Source organism: Mariniluteicoccus endophyticus, from assembly GCF_054780035.1.
In genome coordinates this window covers 1-18,973 of record NZ_BAAGXC010000002.1, presented here as the reverse complement: position 1 = coordinate 18,973, position 18,973 = coordinate 1, and the positions used below count along the sequence as shown (strand labels likewise).

Annotated in this window: 12 protein-coding genes and 1 pseudogene; 4 read left to right on the top strand and 9 right to left on the bottom strand. The window is 69.9% G+C overall.

The window, feature by feature from the left end:
• Positions 1-43: 43 nt before the first annotated feature.
• The 6 genes from ACYVGD_RS01165 to ACYVGD_RS01140 all read right to left on the bottom strand — a co-directional run bounded on the left by ACYVGD_RS01165 (position 44) and on the right by ACYVGD_RS01140 (position 9,000).
• Positions 44-1,633: a TROVE domain-containing protein gene (locus ACYVGD_RS01165; RefSeq protein WP_460741137.1), complete on the bottom strand. Its 1,590-nt coding sequence runs from the start codon at positions 1,631-1,633 to the stop codon at positions 44-46.
• Positions 1,634-2,015: 382 nt separating this feature from the next.
• Positions 2,016-2,606 (bottom strand): CE1759 family FMN reductase, encoded by a 591-nt coding sequence (locus ACYVGD_RS01160; protein WP_460741136.1) that lies wholly within the window; start codon positions 2,604-2,606, stop codon positions 2,016-2,018.
• Positions 2,607-2,636: 30 nt separating this feature from the next.
• Positions 2,637-3,701, bottom strand: coding sequence for a CE1758 family FMN-dependent luciferase-like monooxygenase (locus ACYVGD_RS01155; RefSeq protein WP_460741135.1), 1,065 nt, complete (start codon positions 3,699-3,701; stop codon positions 2,637-2,639).
• Positions 3,702-3,934: 233 nt separating this feature from the next.
• Entirely contained in the window at positions 3,935-6,103 is a 2,169-nt protein-coding gene (locus ACYVGD_RS01150; protein WP_460741134.1) for a hypothetical protein, read from the bottom strand.
• Between the two features lie 112 nt (positions 6,104-6,215).
• On the bottom strand, positions 6,216-7,430 hold the full coding sequence (locus ACYVGD_RS01145; RefSeq protein ID WP_460741133.1) for an amidohydrolase: 1,215 nt from the start codon (positions 7,428-7,430) through the stop codon (positions 6,216-6,218).
• Positions 7,420-9,000 (bottom strand): acyl-CoA mutase large subunit family protein, encoded by a 1,581-nt coding sequence (locus ACYVGD_RS01140; protein ID WP_460741132.1) that lies wholly within the window; start codon positions 8,998-9,000, stop codon positions 7,420-7,422. The genes ACYVGD_RS01145 and ACYVGD_RS01140 overlap by 11 nt, the downstream gene beginning before the upstream one ends.
• A 204-nt stretch (positions 9,001-9,204) precedes the next feature.
• Between ACYVGD_RS01140 and ACYVGD_RS01135 the strand changes: the two genes are divergently transcribed.
• Positions 9,205-12,717, top strand: a complete 3,513-nt coding sequence (locus ACYVGD_RS01135; RefSeq protein ID WP_460741131.1) for an ExeM/NucH family extracellular endonuclease — start codon at positions 9,205-9,207, stop codon at positions 12,715-12,717.
• An 85-nt stretch (positions 12,718-12,802) separates the two neighbouring features.
• Here ACYVGD_RS01135 and ACYVGD_RS01130 read toward each other — a convergent pair whose 3' ends face one another.
• The 3 genes from ACYVGD_RS01130 to ACYVGD_RS01120 are packed head-to-tail and all read right to left on the bottom strand — an operon-like array spanning position 12,803 to position 16,505.
• Positions 12,803-14,041 (bottom strand): phosphotransferase, encoded by a 1,239-nt coding sequence (locus ACYVGD_RS01130; protein ID WP_460741130.1) that lies wholly within the window; start codon positions 14,039-14,041, stop codon positions 12,803-12,805.
• Between the two features lie 39 nt (positions 14,042-14,080).
• A complete protein-coding gene (gene trpS / locus ACYVGD_RS01125; protein ID WP_460741129.1) occupies positions 14,081-15,082 on the bottom strand; it encodes a tryptophan--tRNA ligase in 1,002 nt (333 codons plus the stop codon).
• Between the two features lie 52 nt (positions 15,083-15,134).
• Positions 15,135-16,505: a hemolysin family protein gene (locus ACYVGD_RS01120; RefSeq protein ID WP_460741128.1), complete on the bottom strand. Its 1,371-nt coding sequence runs from the start codon at positions 16,503-16,505 to the stop codon at positions 15,135-15,137.
• A gap of 153 nt (positions 16,506-16,658) precedes the next feature.
• Here ACYVGD_RS01120 and ACYVGD_RS01115 point away from each other — a divergent pair, with 153 nt between their 5' ends.
• The 3 genes and pseudogenes from ACYVGD_RS01115 to ACYVGD_RS01105 form a co-directional block, all read left to right on the top strand.
• Positions 16,659-17,207 carry a YceI family protein gene (locus tag ACYVGD_RS01115; RefSeq protein ID WP_460741127.1) on the top strand — a complete coding sequence of 183 codons (549 nt, stop codon included), beginning with the start codon at positions 16,659-16,661 and terminating at the stop codon, positions 17,205-17,207.
• Between the two features lie 119 nt (positions 17,208-17,326).
• On the top strand, positions 17,327-18,439 hold the full coding sequence (locus ACYVGD_RS01110) for a GNAT family N-acetyltransferase (protein WP_460741126.1): 1,113 nt from the start codon (positions 17,327-17,329) through the stop codon (positions 18,437-18,439).
• A 74-nt stretch (positions 18,440-18,513) separates the two neighbouring features.
• Positions 18,514-18,973, top strand: a pseudogene (locus ACYVGD_RS01105) (hypothetical protein); the annotation flags it as partial.

The following is an 18,973-nucleotide window of genomic DNA, read 5'->3' as shown; positions in this document are numbered from 1 at the left end:
CGGACCGGGAAGGACGTCCCGAGGACGCCCGTCCCGGCCCGGCTCAGGCCCCGCGCAGGAAGTCGCCGATCACCGCCGGCGCCGACGCGTCGAACCCGACGACGTCGAGCATGCCCCCGTCGTCCGGGTCGGCCACGGTGAAACCGGTCGACGTCATGCCGACGACGACGAGCTTCGCCGGGATGCCCGTGCGCTCGCGGTACTCCCGCAGCGCCTGGTACGGGTGGATGTTCCCGTGCCAGGTCTCGTTGTCGGTGTAGACGACGAACGCGTCGACCTCGCGACCGGTACGCGTGGCGTCGACGATCGGCGCGGCCACGTCCGTGCCCCCGAAACCGACGCGCCGGAGGCGGCGTACGACGTCGTCGAGGCGCATGCGCGGGCTGATGCGGACCGGGACCAGCTCGGTGCTGAAGGCCACGGTCTCCACCGCTCCCCCGGCACCGGCCTCGGTCGCCGCCGTCACCAGCGCCATCGCCGCCGTACCCACCGCAGGGGTGACCGGCGAGCCGGCGATCGTGCCCCAAGTCATCGACCCGGAGACGTCGAGCGCCAGGCGCAGGCGCAGCCCCGTGGGGCGTACGTTCGCGAACGCCGCGTAGAACAGGCCGTCGAGCGCGTCGACGACGTCCTGCACGGGCTCCCACGTCAGCCCGCCCCGTACGCCCCGACCCTGGGAGTAGGTCGTGAGGGCCGTGAGCGCCTGCAGCGGGTGGATGCGGGCCCGGCGTACGCGCTCGGCGTCGGCGAGCTGGGCGACGACCGTGCGCGCGGCGGGCGAACCGGGCGCGACGACCCCCAGCGCCGTGAGGCGACCGAGCTGGCGCACGAGCGCCGTCATCGGCATGCCGCGAAGCACGAGCGTCTTCCAGACCGCCGCGTCGGCGAGCGCCCCGGTCGGGATCATCTCCCAGGTGAGGCCCTGGTCGACCAGGCCGAGGAGCTCGGCCCCCGTGGCCGTGCGCGCGGCCTCCAGGCGGCGCACCACGGCCGGGACCTGCTCGGTGACCTCACCGCCGGTGACCCAGCCGAACAGCGCCTGACGGGCGGGCTCGGTGGACACGGGGTGGGACAGACGCAGGAGGTCGCGGTGGGTCCAGCCGCCGCGCTGGCGATACTTGGCCACCTGGTACGCCACGTCGTCGACGTCCGGGTCGGTGTACCAGGCTGCGACGGCGCGGCGCAGTCCGCGGCCCCAGCCGCGGAACTGCTCGGCGTACCCGGCGAAGAGGAACAGGTGCGTACCGGTACGCGCCACCTGCGGCAGCGCCGCGAGAGCGGCACGACGCTCGTCGTCGGTGCCGACGGACGCCGCGACCGCGAGGGCGAACAGCGCGGGGTTGGCGCGCGGCGCGAGGCCCGAGGTGGAAACCTCGACGACCGTCGCGAGCAGCGTCGCGTGGTCGGTCTCGGCCATGCGCACCACAATCTCCGCGTTCTCGCGGGTGAGCTCAAGCGGCGACTGGTAGAACGTGCCTGCGTCGGTCCCGAGGACGAGGAACCGGCGCAGGCGCTGCACGTCGCTCAGCGCGAACGCGTACCCGCCGGCATGGTTGCGCACCTGGTCGGCGCGCGCCGGCTCCGTCTGCGGCGTCCGACGCAGGGTGAAGGTCTTCAGGATGTCGGAGATCATGGGTCCCCCCTCTCGTGGCGGCTCGGTGTCGAGCGTGGCCGGAGGGGAACGCGGGCAGGTGTGTCGGACCGGAGTCACACCGACCGTGGTCGGCGCGTCGAGGAGTCGAACCTGAATCGCCGGATAACCGGGCCGTCTCGGCCCGCGCTCCCCACCGACCACGCAGTGGGTCGGTGGCGCGGGAGCCGGTCGGGCATGGGTGTGTGGGCCTCGGAGACGATTGCTCTGCCAGTTGAGCTATGCGCGATGCGCAGCGGGTCTCGAACCCGCAACCGATCGTTCCAGTGAGGTGGTAACCGAAGCGCCTCCGGCCCGACCGGCTCACGCAACGATCTCCATGTTCCGACCGGCGGGCCGGAGGGGCAACCGATTTTTGGGCGGCTCAGCGGGCGAGGAGCTTCTCGAACGGCGTCACGTCGTCGAACGGGTCGACGCGTGGGGTCGGCTTACGCCCCTGCATGGCCTCGGCGAGCGCCCTGCCCGCGGCGTCGATGCGGCCGGACAGGCCGGAATCGCTGGTCCCCCAGTCGTCGGTGGCGGCGAACACCGACATCGGCACCACCGACGCCTTCAGGTAGAAGAACAGCGGCGCCATCGTCTGGTCGAGCGCGAGCGAGTGGCGCGGCGTGCCCCCGGTGGCGCCGAGCAGCACGGGCTTGCCGCGGAGCGCGCCCTGCTCCAGGACGTCGAAGAACATCTTGAACAGCCCCGAGTAGGCCGCGTTGAACACCGGCGACACGGCGATGAGCGCGTCGGCGCGCTGGACGGACTCGAGCACGTCTTCCAGCGACTCCGATGACACGTGGGTGAGCATCCGGTTGGTGAGGTCGCGGGCCAGGTCGCGCAACTCGACGTGGACGACGTCGGCCCCCTCGGGCAGCGCCGCGACGGCGGCGGTGGCGAGGCGGTCGCCGAGCAGGCGGGTCGAGCTGGGCTGCGACAGCCCGGCGGTGATGACGACGACGGCGGTCATGGTTCTCCTTTTCGGGGCGGGTGGACGGGATCAGGCGAGCACGCCGGGGTGCTGTGGGGCGGTGGCGGGCACGTCGGCCGGGCGGGCGGCCTCGTAGCCCTTTCGCATCTCGGGCAGGATCTCGCCGAGCAGGTCGAGCTGTTCGAGGACGGTCTTCAGCGGCAGGCCGGCGTGATCGATCAGGAACAGCTGGCGGTGGTAGTAGCCGACGTCCTCGACCTGCTTCAGGTAGCGCTCGAGCACCTGCTGGGGCGAGCCCACGGTGAGCGGCGTCTGGCGGGTGAACTCCTCCAGCGAGGGACCGCCGCCGTAGACGGGGGCCTCGTCGAAGTAGGGCCGGAACTCGTTGACGGCGTCCTGCGCGTTGCGACGCATGAAGAACTGACCGCCCAGGCCGACGATCGCTTGGTCGGCACGGCCGTGGCCGTACTTCTCGTAGCGGCGACGGTAGAGCTCGACCATCTGCTTGGTGTGACGCATGGGCCAGAAGATGTTGTTGTGGAAGTAGCCGTCGCCGTAGTAGGCGGCCTGCTCCGCGATCTCTGGGCTCCGGATCGAGCCGTGCCAGACGAACGGGGGTACGCCGGCCAGCGGCCGCGGCGTGGACGTGAAGCCCTGCAGCGGCGTACGGAAACGGCCCTCCCAGTCGACGACCTCCTCGCGCCACAGCTGGTGGAGCAGCGCGTAGCTCTCGACGGCCAGGTTGACGCCCTCGCGTATGTCCTTGCCGAACCAGGGGTACACGGGGCCCGTGTTGCCTCGTCCGAGCATGAGGTCCCTGCGCCCCTCCGACAGATGCTGGAGCATCGCGTAGTCCTCCGCGATGCGCACCGGGTCTGTGGTCGTGATGAGCGTGGTGGCCGTGGAGACCTTGAGCGTCTTCGTCTGGGCCGCGATGTAGGCCAGCGTCGTGGTCGGCGACGACGAGAAGAAGGGCGGGTTGTGGTGCTGGCCGAGGGCGAACACGTCCAGGCCGATCTCCTCCGACTTCTTGGCGATCTCGACGGCCGCCCTGATGCGCGCGTGCTCCGTCGGCGTGGTGCCGTTGGTGGGGTCACGCGTGATGTCGCTGACGCTGAAGACGCCGAGTTCCATGGGAGGCCCCCTAGGTAGTTGCTTGTTCAACCACCTTCTACAAGGCGGGCCCGCCCACATCTATTCCCGGGCACGGCAGCGGACCCGACCCCAAGGGGATCGGGCCCGCACAAGCCCGCTCAGCTCACTTCCACGCCACGCGAATGATCGGGTCCGACCCCATGAAGACCGCGAAGCGGGTTATGGGAGGACTTCTGAGGGAACTGGTGGGCCGTTGTGGCTCACCCCACGCCTCAACCGCGTGCTCCCCCGGAGGCCGACCAGGTGATGGTGCCGCGCTGGAACGCCTGCTTACAGGCGCCGTTGGCGCACTGCTCGGGGCCCACGGGGTAGCCGAGGCGTCCCCACTCGTAGCCGTTGGCCGCCCAGTGGTCACGGATCGCACCCCACACGGGCCACGCCCCGCTGGAGAGCGACCAGTAGATCGAGCCGCCCTGGAAGTGCTGCCCGCAGCCGCCGTCGACCAGGCCGCAGAACTCGGGCGCCTTCGGGTAGCGCAACGCGCTGTTCTCCCAGCCGAGCTGCTCGTAGCGGCCCCGGATGGCACCCCACACCGGCTGTGCCCCGGTCGCCGGCGACCAGTAGATCGAGCCACCCTGGAAGTGCTGCCCGCAGCCACCGTCGCGCAGCCCACAGAACTCGTCGCTCGTCGGATAGCCGAGGCGTCCGTTCTCCCAGCGCATGGAGGCCCACAGGTCGCCGATGGCGCCCCACACCGGATGAGCTCCGGTCGCGGGCGACCAGTACATCGAGCCGCCCTGGAAGGTCTGGTAGCAGCCGCTGTCGCGGTATCCGCAGCGCTCACCGCTGGTCGGGTAACCGAGCGCGCTGTTCTCCCACCCCATCGACGCCCACTTGTCGTAGATGGCGCCGCGGACCAGGTTCGGCGCTGTCTGCACCGACGAGTAGAGGCTGCCGCCGGTGAACACCTGGTAGCAGCCCGAGTCACGCAGGCCGCACACCCGATCGCCGAGCGAGCTGCCGACCCACTGCAGCCAGGTCGCGGTCTGGGACCGCGAAAACCCGGACACAACGGTCAGCTGGTCGCCGTCCTGCGGCGTGTACGCGAACGTCCCGTCGGCATTGATCCCCACCCGCTGTGTGATGTTGCCCCGCCGCAGCTCGAGGGCCGTGTCGTCGGGCAGCGCGCCGTCGATGGCGATGCGGCCCGTCACCGTGACGCCGTTGGCGCCGGGCTGGACGGTGGGCCGGTTGAGCCACACCTCGACGCTGTGCCTGAGCCCGGCGACCTCGCCGATCGGGGCACCGACGGTGGACGCCGGAAGGTCGCCCCACGCGTCGTAGCCGGCCGACACCGTGCCGGCAGCCCGGAGTCCCTGAAGGATCGGCCCGCCGGAGTCGCCGCCCTGGGTGACGATGTCGGTCTCGAAACCGGCCACCCAGCGCACGTCGTTCTTGTAACCCTCGACGTTGTAGCTGCCCGTGGTGATGACCTTGCCGCACATCCACCGTCTCGACGTGCGACCGGTGATGCAGACGTTGGAACCGACCACGACACCGGCCGTGCCGATGACGGGGACAGTGCCACCGTCGTACTTCTTCGTTCGCCCCACCAGGTCGGCGGGTGACCCGCTGAAGAGGGTCAGGTCAAGGCCCGGCGAACCTTCGGCGTTGGCCGTGTTGCCCGGCCCGCCGAACTGGCTGAACACCGCGCTGCCGAGCGAGCGGTTCGGCGCCGACTCGAGCACGGCGCTCATCCGCGTACCGTCGACGGTGCAGTGACCGGCGGAGGCGAAACCCTGGCGGCCCCGGTCGTCGAACGTCGCGAACCCGATCGAGCACAGGGTTCCGCTCGCATTGAAGCCCTCGCCGCCGTAGACGTCGTGTCGCTTCGCGGGGCCGCGTCCGGCCACGACCTCCACGCCGGGGTTGGCGGCGGCGAACTCCAGGGGCGAGCGGCCCGACGGCCGCCTGCGCTGGGGGTCCTGCACCCTGACGACGACACCGGTCCCGGTATGTGCGACCGTCTCGACACCCTCGGCGCCGACCTCGCTGGTGAATCGCTTCGCCACGTCGGCCGCGGCACCGGCGGGACGCTGCTCGGTGCGGGCGCCGACGCGTCGGGCGGCCGCCCGCACGGCCTCGCCCTCGCCCGCGACGACGACGGAGCCCTGCTGATCGAGGCGTACGCCTCCGTAGCCGGGCCGGCCAGCGAGCTCGACATCCAGTCGCGCGGCCTTCTCGGCGACCTCGCCGCGCTGCACGTATTCCTCCCAGGACAGGCCCAGGTCCCGACGCACGGCGTCCTTGAGCCCCTGGTCGACGGGGACGGTCGATTTAGGGGGAACGGGGGTGGGGGCGGCATGCGCCATCGGCGCGAGGGCCATCGATCCGACGAGTCCGAGCCCGGCGAACTTCAGCGACCGCACCAGTCCACGCATGCAGCTTCCTCCCGACGGCCCGGCCGTCTCCGGGCGACCCTGACACCTTATGCAATTAGCGTCCCAGGGGCGCCGCGTGGAGACCGCCGCGGATGAGCGGTGGCTCAGGTTGTCAGAGCGCGACGAGGCCAGCCATCACGCGTACGCCCACGCCCAAGCACTCCTCGTCGACGTCGAACTCCGGTCGGTGGAGGTCACCGGCAGCCGCCTTGCCGCGCGGGCGTACGCCCAAGCGTCCCATGGCACCGGGGACGACCTGCAAGATCTCGCCGAAGTCCTCGCCGCCGAGCGACTGGGCGGTCTCGGCGACGGCGCCGCTGCCGAGCATCTCGGTGACGACCGACACGACGCGGGCGGCGCCGGCGGGATGGTTCACCGTGGGCGGGATGCCGTTCACGGAGCGGCGGACGTCGACCTGGACACCGTACGGGCTGACGATCTCGGCGACGAGCCGAGGCACCAGCTCACGCGCCACCCGCCACGCGTCGAGGTCGAGGCAGCGCAGCGTGCACGCCAGTTCGCCGTCCGCAGGGATCGCGTTCGGGGCGTTGCCCGCCCGGACACGCCCCCACATCAGCGACACCCCGCCACGCGGGTCGACGCGTCGTGTCAGCAGGAACGGCAGCTGGGTGATCACGGCGCCGATCGCGCCGATCAGGTCGGCCGACAGGTGGGGACGCGACGTGTGCCCGCCGGGCCCGGAGAACCGGATGTCGAATTGGTCGCAGGCCGACGTGATGGGCCCGGTGCTGACGGCGACCTCCCCCACCGTGGTGGCGGGGTCGCAGTGCAGCGCGTACGCCTCGCGCACGCCCTCGAGCGCGCCCGCGGCGATCATGTCGGCGGCGCCGCCGGGGCTGGACTCCTCCGCCGGCTGGAACAGCAGGCGGGCGCCTCGACGCAGCAGCCCGGCGCGACGCAGGCGCGTCAGCACCGCGGCCGTGCCGAGCAGCACGGTGGTGTGGACGTCATGGCCGCAGGCGTGGGTGGCCCCGGCGTTCTTCGACGCGTACGAAACCTGCTTCGGGTCGTCGAGCGGGAGGGCGTCGATGTCGCCGCGCAGCGCGACGAGCTCGCCCGACCAGTCGCCGGGGACGATGTCGACGTAGCACCCCGTCGGGACCCTGAACGACTGCGGCTCGAGCCCCAGGCCCTCCAGGAGCGACCGGAGGCGACGCGTGGTGCGAAACTCCTCGCGGCTGACCTCGGCGTTGTGGTGGAGGTCGCGCCGGATCTCGACGAGCTTGTCCTGCAAGGCCGAGGCCTCGGCGTCGATGGCTGATGCCACCGCGCCGAGGCCCGGCTGTGGTTGTGGATCAGAATGCATCGTTGGGCTCGTACATCCCCCAGACCTCGCGAAGGGCGTTGCAGACCTCGCCGATGGTGGCCTTCGCGCGAAGGGCCTCCTTCATCGACGGCAGCAGGTTCTCGTCACCCTGAGCCGCAGCCTTGATCTTCGCGATGGCCGCGTCGACCGCGGCGTTGTCGCGGTTGGCGCGCAGCGTACGCAGGCGCTCGGCCTGCTGGTCGCCGATCGCCGGATCGACCTTCAACGGGTCGTAGTGCTCCTCCTCGTCGAGCTGGAAGCGGTTCACGCCCACGACGACGCGCTCGCCGGAGTCGACCTGCTGGGCGAAGCCGTACGCGGAACGCTCGATCTCGTTCTTCTGATAGCCCTGCTCGATGGCCTTGACAGCGCCGCCCAGCTCGTCGACCTTCTCGATGAGCTTCAGGGCCTCGGCCTCTACATCATCGGTCAGCGACTCGACCACGTAGGAGCCAGCCCACGGGTCGACCGTCTTGCAGACGTCCGACTCGAACGCGATGACCTGCTGCGTACGCAGGGCCAGTCGCGCCGACTTCTGGGTCGGCAGGGCGATGGCCTCGTCGAACGAGTTGGTGTGCAGCGACTGGGTGCCACCCATGGCCGCGGCCAGAGCCTGGACCGCGACGCGGACCATGTTGACCTCGGGCTGCTGGGCCGTGAGCTGGACGCCCGCAGTCTGTGTGTGGAAGCGCAGCATCATCGACTTCGGGTTCTTGGCCCCGAAGCGCTCCTTCATGATGTGGGCCCAGATGCGGCGGGCCGCACGGAACTTGGCGACCTCCTCGATGATCGTCGTGCGCGACACGAAGAAGAACGACAGCCGCGGGGCGATGTCGTCGACATCCAGCCCGGCGGCGATGGCGGCCTCGACGTACGCGATGCCGTTGGCCAGCGTGAACGCAACCTCCTCGGCGGGCGTCGCACCGGCCTCGGCCATGTGGTAGCCCGAGATCGAGATCGTGTTCCACTTCGGCACGTTGTCCTTGCAGTAGCCGAAGATGTCGGAGATCAGGCGCAGCGAGGGAGCCGGCGGGAAGATGTACGTCCCGCGGGCGATGTATTCCTTCAGCACGTCGTTCTGGATCGTGCCGGTGAGCTGGTCGGCCGACACGCCGTTCTCCTCGGCGACCAGCTGGTAAAGCAGCAGGAGCACGGCCGCGGGGGCGTTGATCGTCATCGAGGTCGAGACCTTGTCCAGCGGGATCCCGTCGAACAGGATGCGCATGTCCTCGATCGAGTCGATGGCCACGCCGACCTTGCCGACCTCGCCCTCGGACATCGGGTCGTCGGAGTCGTAACCCATCTGGGTCGGGAGGTCGAAGGCGACCGACAGGCCCATCGTGCCGTTGGCGATGAGCTCCTTGTAGCGCGCGTTGGACTCCACCGCCGTACCGAAGCCGGCGTACTGGCGCATGGTCCAGGGACGCGAGGTGTACATGGTCGGGTAGACGCCGCGGGTGTAGGGATATTTGCCGGGCTCCCCCAGCTTCTCGGCGGGGTCGAAGCCCGCGAGGGAGTCGGCGTCGTACACCGACTGGAATTCGGTACCGGTCTCGGTCTGTCCGCTCATGGGCCCAACCCTACTCAGCCCCTCCGGCGGCTCTGCGCACCCCCGCCACGAGGACTCAAGGTGAACACGAGGTGGCCGACAAAGGAACATTCCCTCAGTGAACGCTCAGGAGTTTCACCGCGGCACCTGACCGCACTAGGTTCGCGTCTTGGTGGCCGGATCTGGTCACTCGTCCGAGAAACCCCCCTCGATTCTGGGAGAGAAATGTCCAACTGGTTCAAGGCGGGCCGCCGGCAGGTTGCCGCGGCCGCGGCCGTGAGCATGAGCGCCGCCCTCGTCGGTGGCACGCTCGTCACCACGCCGGCGCACGCCGTGTCACCGAACGTCCTCATCAACGAGGTCTACGGCGGTGGCGGGAACTCCGGTGCCCCGTACACGAACGACTTCATCGAGCTGATCAACCCGACGGGCCAGGGCATCTCGGTCGACGGCTGGAAGGTCACCTACTACTCCGCGTCCGGCAACTCCGGCGGCTCCTGCGCCCTGACGGGGTCGATCGCGGCTGGCGCCACCTACCTGATGCAGCAGAGAGGCGGCAGCAATGGTGCTCCGTTGCCCACGCCGGAGGTGAAGTGCTCCCTCAACATGTCCGGCACCAACGGCGCAGTGGAGCTGATCGACGCTTCCGGCACCGTGGTCGACCTCGTCGGCTTCGGCAGCGCCAACAAGTTCGAGGGCGCGGCCACGCCGACCCTGTCGAACACCACCTCGGCGGCGCGCACCAGCACCACCGACACCGACAACAACGCGACCGACTTCGCCGTGGGCGCCCCGACGCCGACCAACGGCGGCGCACCCGGCACCACGCCGACGCCGACGCCCACGCCGACGGCCACCCCGACCGCCACGCCGGGTGAGACCAAGGCGATCGCCGACATCCAGGGCACCGGCACCGCGTCGCCACTGGTGGGCCAGAAGGTGACGACGCGCGGCGTCGTGACCGCCGCGTACCCGACCGGTGGCTTCAACGGCATCTACATCCAGACCCCGGGCTCCGGTGGCGCGCCGAAGGCGGCCGGCCAGGCCTCGGACGGCGTCTTCGTCTACACCGGCACCGCTCCGACCCAGACGATCGGCGAGTGCTACGACGTCACGGGCACCGCGGCCGAGTACAACGGGCTGACCCAGCTCACCGGCCCGACCTTCACCAAGGTCGACACGTGCGACGCGGTCAAGCCGACCGAGCTCGCCACCCTCCCGGTGACGGACGCCGACAAGGAGCCCTACGAGGGCATGCTCGTGCTCCCCAAGGGTGAGTACACGATCACCAACAACTACGACCTGAACACGTTCGGCCAGCTCGGGCTGGCGGTCGGCTCCGAGCCGCTCTACACGCCGACCGACCGCGTGCTGCCTGCCGAGGCCGCCGCCTTCGAGGCCGAGCAGGTCAAGAAGTACATCACCCTCGACGACGGCTCGTCGTGGAACTACATGCAGAACGTCACGGCCAAGCAGTCGCCGCTGCCCTACCTGTCGCAGGCCACGCCGATGCGTACGGCCTCCCAGGTCTCGTTCACGTCGCCGGTGATCCTCGACTTCCGCTTCCAGTGGAACTACCAGCCGACCGGCCAGGTCGTCGGCCCGCAGGCCGCGTTCCTGCAGTCCGAGAACGACCGTGAGATGACGCCGCCGGCCGTGGGTGGCGACATCCAGATGGCGACGTTCAACATCCTCAACTACTTCACCGACCTCGGCAAGGACGAGGCAGGCTGCAAGTCCTACAACGACATGAACGGCACACCCGTCGGCGCGAACGGCTGCCGCGTCCGCGGCGCCTACACCGATGCCGCCTTCGCCGACCAGCAGGCCAAGATCGTCAACGCGATCAACGGCTCCGGCGCCGAGGTCGTGGCCCTGATGGAGGTCGAGCAGTCCGCCGCCTTCGGCCACGAGCGTGACGCCACGGTCAAGCACCTCGTCGACGAGCTCAACGCCAAGGGCGGCTCGTGGGCGTACGTCCCCTCGCCGACGGTCGTCCCGTCGGGTGAGGACGTCATCCGCCTCGCCTTCATCTACAACCCGAAGTCCGTCAAGCCGGTCGGCGAGTCGCAGATCCTCGCGGACGGCGCCTTCTCGAACGCGCGCTACCCGCTCGCGCAGAAGTTCGCCGGCACCACCTCCTCCACCGAGTTCGTGGCCATCGCCAACCACTTCAAGTCGAAGGGCTCGGGCGCGGACGACGGCACGGGCCAGGGCCTCTCCAACCCGGCGCGCATCAACCAGGCCAAGGCCTTGGTGAACTTCGCCAACGCCACGTTCGCCGGCCAGGCGGTGTTCCTGCTCGGCGACTTCAACGCGTACTCGAAGGAAGACCCGATCCGGGAGATCGAGAAGGGCGGCTACGCCTCGACCGAGAAGAAGTACGAGCCCAACGCGACGACCTACCAGTTCGGTGGCCGTCTCGGTTCGCTCGACCACATCTTCGCCAACGCCGAGGCGATGAAGCTCGTCAACGGCTCCGGCGTGTGGGACATCAACGGTGACGAGTCGGTCGCCATGCAGTACTCGCGCCGCCGCTACAACATCACCGACTTCTACACCACCGAGCCGTTCGCGGCCTCCGACCACGACCCGGCCCTCGTCGGCATCAAGCTCACGCCGACGACCACGCCCACGCCCACCCCGACGCCGACGCCGACCCCCACGCCGACGCCGACGCCGACCCCCACGCCGACCCCCACGCCGACGCCGACGCCGACCCCCACGCCGACGCCGACCCCCACGCCGACCCCGACGCCGAAGACCCCCATCACTGAGAAGTGGGAGTCGCTCGGTGGCGCCGCCGGCCCGGTCGGTGCCCCCCGGACCAACGAGAACTGCGGTCTCAAGGACTCGGGCTGCTACCGCCACTTCCAGAACGGTTCGATCTACGACTCGGCCTCGACCGATCCCCACCTCGTCAAGGGCCTGATCTACGACAAGTGGGCCTCGCTCGGCTGGGAGAACGGCCGTCTCGGCTACCCGGTCTCCGACGAGATCTGCGGCCTCAAGGACGGCGGCTGCGTGTCGCTGTTCCGGGGCGGCGCGATCTACTGGTCGCCCAAGACCGGCACTCACACCACGTGGGGCGCCATCCGTGACCACTACGCCCAGCTCGGCTTCGAGAACGGCCAGCTCGGCTACCCGACCACCGACGAGGTCTGCGGACTGAAGGACGGCGGCTGCTACCAAGGCTTCGAGAGCGGCAAGATCTACTGGTCGCCGAAGACGGGCGCCCACGCGGTCTGGGGCGCGATCGAGGTCGCGTACGCCGACAAGAAGTGGGAGCAGGGTGCGCTCGGCTACCCGACGACCAACGAGATGTGCGGACTGAAGGACGGCGGCTGCTGGCAGCAGTTCCAGGGCGGCAAGATCTACTGGTCACCGCAGTCCGGCGCCCACACCGTGTGGGGTGAGATCGCCAAGCGCTGGGACGCCCTCGGCTACGAGCACGGTGTCCTCGGTTACCCGTCCGGTCCTGAGATCTGCGGCCTGCGTGACGGCGGTTGCTACCAGACCTTCCAGCAAGGCTCGATCTACTACTCGCCGCGTACGGGCGCCTGGCCCGTCTGGGGCATGATCGCCGAGTCGTGGGGCGCCACCCGCTGGGAGAACGGCCAGTACGGCTACCCCGCCGGCGTGGAGTCCTGCAGGACCCAGGCCAACGGTGAGCTGGTCTGCACGCAGCGCTTCGAGCGCCGCCAGCTGACCTGGAGCTCCTTCCGCGGCCTGATCTGATCGACGGATCCGGCCACCAAGAGGCTCGGGCTCGCTCCTTCCGGGGAGCGGGCCCGAGCTGCGTTCCGGGGGCGCGCCGTGCGGGTCAGAGGACCTGGGCGACGAGCGTCTCGGCGGCGTCGACGATGCCGACGGTCTCGGCCTGCCAGTTGGGCTCCTGGCCGCGGTAGGGGCCGGTCGCCAGCGAGATCACCACGGCGGCGGCCCGCAGGCGCAGCTCGGTGGCGTCCACGCGCTCGTCGAAAACCGGCACCCAGGTCGACAGCAGGTGACGTACGCGGGCGGCCTGCTGGGGGTTCATGCGCTGCACCGTCGACAGGTGGGCGATGAGGCAGGCGAGGTCGTCGGCCCGGTTGCCGGGGCCGATGGTGTCGATGTCGAGGATGCCGCAGATGCGGCCGCGGGCCACGTGGATCTGGCCCTCGTGGAAGTCGCCGTGGGTGGGCTCGCTGCCCGGCGGGATGGGCCGGAGCCCGGAGTCGATCTCGTTGGCGAGCCAGCGCAGCCGCGGCTCCAGCGTGGGCATCGCCTGAACGACCATCTCGGTGTAGTGGTGGATCGCCTCGGACCACGGCGCGCGGCGCGGCAGCTGGGCGATCTGCTGGGGCATCGAGTCGAGGACCCCGATGAGCTGTTCGGCGGTGCACGGCGGCTGGGGATCGAAGATCGCCTTCGACAGGGGTACGCCGGGCAGCTCGTCGAGGACCAGGAGGCAGTCGGGGGTCGCGGCCGCGACGCGGGGCGCGGGCACCCCGGCCTGGCTCAGCAGGTCGTGCCGCAGTTTGACCTCGCCGAACAGGGCCTCGCGCAGCACCTTGACGTAGAAGACGGTGCGCGTGTGCCCTTGCGGTCCGGGCAGCGCGACGGTCGCGCGGAGCACGGCCCGCCGGCGGGGCCGGTAGCCGATCATGTCAAGGCGTACGCGGTCGGGCGGGATGCGCGTGCGCATGACGTCGGACAGGAGCGCCGCCATCGAGTCGGGATACGCCGCCCGCACAAGCCCGGGCAGGTCGGGGTCGCGCGGGTAGAGCCACACGACGGCCTCGCGGTCGCCGTCGGCGAAGATCTCGGCGCGCTCGTCGTTGGGGACGCGACCTCCCGCACGCGTAGAGACGCCGAGCAGCTCGTTGCGCCGGCCGAACGACCAGTCGACGACCGCCGTGTATGTCGCGGTCGTCGACTGGTTGGGGTTGGCGTCGACGTGGTCGAGGTCCCACGACACCAGGGTGCCGCCCGCGTGCTGGACGGCCGCGACCAGCAACGGCCCCACGGCGTCGGTCGTCAGCAGCTGGGACCCGTCGGGGTCGTGCGCAGCGGTCGTCATGGGCCTGTCGAGCTCTCCTTCGGCGATCGGCACCGCGCGTCAGCGCAGCAGCCCGATCTTGTCATACACGTCGGCCACCGTGGCGTCGGCGATCTCCAGCGCTCGGGCGTTGCCGGCGGCGATGATGCGCTCGAGCTCGGCGCGGTCGTCGAGGAGTTCGTTGGTCCGCTCACGGATGGGCGTGAGGTGGTCAACGACGGCCTCGCCGACGGCGACCTTGAGGTGGCCGTACATCTTGCCCTCGAACTCGCGCTCGAGGTCGGCGATGGGCGTACGCATGATCGCCGACAGGATGTTGAGCAGGTTCGACACCCCCGGCTTGCTCTCCTCGTCGAACCGCACCTCGGAGCCGGAGTCGGTGACCGCGGACTTGAAGCGCTTCATGATGACCTTGGGCTCGTCGAGCAGGTCGATGCGGCCGTTGGGCGATGCCGAGGACTTCGACATCTTCGACTCGGGGTTCTGGAGGTCCTGGATCTTGCCGACCGACTTCAGGATGTGCGGCTCGGGCACGACGAACGTCTCGCCGTAAGTGTTGTTGAACCGGTCGGCGAGGTCGCGGGTGAGCTCGAGGTGCTGGCGCTGGTCCTCCCCCACCGGCACCTTGTGGGCCTGGTAGATGAGGATGTCGGCGGCCATGAGGATCGGGTAGGTGAACAGGCCGACGTTGGTCGAGTCGGTGCCGCGCTTGGCGGCCTTGTCCTTGAACTGCGTCATGCGCTCGGCGCGGCCGAATCCGGTCAGGCACGACAGCACCCACATCAGCTCGGTGTGGGGGCGGACCTGCGACTGCACGAAGACGACCGAGCGCTCGGGGTCGATGCCGGCACCGATGATCTGGGCGGCAGTACGCAGCGTGCGCTCGCGCAGCACGGCCGGGTCGGGCCACTCGTTGAGCGAGTGGAGGTTGGCCACGCCGAAGAAGGTCTGGAAGTCGTCCTGCATGTCGACCCACTGCCGCAGCGCACCCAGGTAGTTGCCGAGGTGCATCGAGTCACCGGTCGACTGGGCGAGGGAGAGGGCACGGGGCTTGGATTCCATGGCGTCATCTTCCACCCGAACCGGGCGATCGTTCCAATCCGGGACCGACTGGTCAGGGGCGTTCGGCGTCGACGGCGGCGGCTCCCCCGAGGGGGTCCTCCGCCGGCGTACCGGGCTGGCGCATCACGATGCGGGAGGCGCGGCGACCGTCCACCTCGAGGACGCCGAACGCGAACCTCGTCGCCTCGTGGTCGTCCTCGGGCTCGACCGGGGCCAGGTCGGCCTCGACCTCGTCGCCGACGGCGGGCAGGCGTCCGGTCTGCTTCATGAACCATCCGGCGAGGGTGTCGTAGGGGCCCTCGTCGAGCACGAACCCTGTCTCGTCAGCGAAGTCCTCCAGCGACAGCAGCCCGTCGAGCTCTCGGCGGTCGACCCGGGCCGCGGGACGGTCCTCCTCGACCACGTCGTACTCGTCGGTGATTTCTCCGACGAGCTCCTCGACGAGGTCCTCCATGGTCACGATGCCCGCCGTGCCGCCGTACTCGTCGCGGACGATCGCCATGTGCATGGCCTGTCGGCGCATCTCGCTCAGCGCGACCAGAACCTTGACGGTCTCGGGCAGCGACAGGACGGGGCGTACCAGCTCGAGCACGGGTGTCGAGCGGGTCGCGACCTCGGGGTCGAACAGGTCGCGCACGTGGACGAAGCCGGCGACGTCGTCCGCCGAGTCGCGCGTGACCGGATAGCGGGAGTGGGGCTTCTCAGCCATCTCGCGCACGGCCTTGTAGGCGGGGGTGTCGCCGGCGACGAAGTCGACCTCCGTACGCGGGATCATCACCTCGCGCAGCGAGCGCTCGCCGGCGTCAAAGACGTCGTCGACGATCTGGCGCTCCTGCTCGCCGAGGGTCTGCGACCCGGAGACCATCGCCCTGATCTCTTCGTCGGTGACCTCCTCGCGCGCCGCGTCCGGGTCACCGCCGAGGACGCGTACGACGATGTCGGTGGAGAACCCGAGGAACCAGATGACCGGTCGGGCGACGATCGCGATGGAGTTCACGATCGGGGCCAGCGCCATGGCGAAGCCCTCCGCTCGCTGCATAGCGAGGCGCTTGGACGCGAGTTCGCCGAGCACAATCGAGAAATAGGAGATGACGATGGTGATCAGCACCAGCGAGGTCACCGACGCGAGACCCTGAGGCAGCCCCAGCGCGATCAGGTGGGGGGCGAGCGCCTCGGACAGGGTGGCGCCGCCGAACGCCGCCGACAGGAAGCCCGACAGCGTGACGCCGATCTGGACCGCCGAGAGGAAGGTGTTGGGCTCGGCGGACAATTTCGCAACTGTACGCCCTCGCTTGCCCTTGTTGGCCAGCTGCTTGACCTGGGACTCACGCAGCGAGACCAGCGACATCTCAGCCGCGGCGAAGACGCCGCCGATGAGGATGAAGATGAAGATGAGGACGATGTTGAGGGCGACGTCACTCACCGGTCATCGCCCGCCCGTTGGTGGCTCCCCTGACTGTCATGCACGGGTCCAAGCGTAGGGGAAACAGGTTGTGACGCAGGTCATACATCCAGATATTGAATATTCAACATCATCCTGTGATAGTTGAATCAACAACGACGAAGGAGTATCCCCATGACGCAGAACCTGACCGACCTGACCGGCACCTGGACCCTCGACCCCACCCATACCCGCATCGGCTTCGTGGCCCGCCACGCGATGGTGACGAAGGTCCGCGGCTCCTTCAACGAGTTCGAGGGCACCGCCACGACCGGCGGGAACCTCTCCGACGCCAAGATCGACGTCACCATCCAGGTCGCGTCGGTCGACACCCGCAACGCCGACCGCGACGCCCACCTGCGCACCGGCGACTTCTTCGAGGTCGAGAAGTACCCGACGATCACGTTCACCTCGACCCACGTCGAGGCGGTCGACGCCGAGACTCTGCGCGTCACCGGAGATATGACCATCAAGGACGTCACGAAGCCGGTCACGATCGACTTCGAGTACTCCGGCACCGCTCAGGACCCGTACGGAAACACGCGCGCCGGCGTCGAGGGTTCGACCACCATCACCCGCTCCGACTTCGGCATCAACTTCAACGCCGCGCTCGAGACCGGCGGCGTACTGGTCTCCGACAAGATCACCCTCGAGATCGAGGCCTCGCTCATCCGCAACTCCTGATCCACGCACAGCGCCTGCGCCTCAGGACCGCACGGCGGCCCGCCACCCTCCCCCGGTGGCGGGCCGCCGTCTTCCACAAACCAGTGGCGCACCGGCGGGTCGACCGCCACAATCCCGCCATGCCCCCGACCTGGCCCGACCGCGTCCCCATCCTCGTCGACCCCGCGAGCGGCGTGCTCCTGCGCGCCCACCGGTCGGACGACATCCCGAGGATCGTCGAGCAGTGCAACGACCCCGGATCGATCCGGTGGACGACGGTCCCACAGCCCTACACCGCGGCCGACGCGAAGAGCTGGATCACCGAGATCATCCCCGCCGGCTGGGAGGCCGGCACCATGTCCCACTGGGCGATCGAGGCCGAGATCGGCGGCGAGCGCCGGTACTGCGGTACGTTCGACCTGCGCCACCCCGACGGCGTCCGCGGCGAGGTCGGCTACGGCCTGCACCCCGACGCACGCGGCCGAGGCATCCTCACCGCCGCCGGCCGCTTGGCGATCGACCACGGTTTCGACAGCCTCGGCCTCGGCGTCATCCGCTGGGCCGCGTACGTGGGCAATTGGGCGTCGCGCCGCACGGCGGCAGCCCTCGGGTTCCGCGAGGAGGGCATCCGACGGGCCCACATGCAGCACCGCGGCGAGTTGGTCGACTGCTGGTCGGCCGCGATCCTGCCCACCGATCCGCGCGTGAGCGTCGCCGCACCCCGCCTGCCGGCGCTGCAGGGGGAACGCGTACGCCTGCGCCCCTTCCGTGACGACGACGCCGCGCGCGTCGGCGAGGCGCACCGCGACCCCGAGTCCGCACTCCGGCTCCCCGGCGTGCCCCAGCCGTTCACCACCGCCGACGAGCGGGGCTTCATCGACTGGTGCCGCGACGGCGAGCACACCGGCACCCGCTGGACCTGGGCGGTCACCGACGACACGGACGTCATGCTCGGCGCCATCACCCTGTTCCACGACCGGGAGCCGCACGAGGTCGGCTACTGGCTGCATCCCGACGCCCGGGGCCGGGGCGCGATGACCGAGGCCCTGGACCTCGTGTCCGCGTACGCGCTGGGCGAGGGAGGTCAGCCGTCACTGGTCGTGCGCTGCGCTGCCGACAACACCGCATCGCGGGCAGTCGCCCGGAGGGCGGGGTTCACCGAGACCGGGGTCCTTCCGAAGGCCGAGCGGCAGCGTGACGGCGCGTACGCGGACCTCGTCGTCCACGCCCGGACAGTGGGCGGGATTTCCTGATTCCTTTCACATTCGACGACTTTTCTCCGTACGCTCATGTCGTCCCCACGACGCCACCCCTTCTAGGAGAATTGATGTCCCCACGTCTGGTTGGCCCGCTCCTGGCGGCCACCCTCTCTGTCGCCGGCATCGCCGTGGCCACCCCCAGCTACGCAGCCCCCACCCCCACGCCCAGCAGCTCCGCCACGCGGGGATCCACCCCCACCCCCGAGCACTCGACCACCCCCGAGCACTCGACCACCCCCGAGCACTCGGCCACTTCCACGGCCACAAGCACGGGCAGCCCGGGCGCACGCCCGAGCACCACGCACCCGGCCACCCCACGGGCACAGACGCCCATCATCGAGCGCTGGCTCACGCTCGGCGGTGACAACAGCCCGCTGGGCCCGATCTCCGGACCGGAGCGGTGCGGCCTGCGCGACGGCGGCTGCGTCCAGTCGTTCCGCAACGGTCTGATGTACTGGACGCCCACCACGGGCGCCCAGCCCGTCTGGGGAGCCATCGGCGATCGCTACGCCAGCCTCCGCTGGGAGA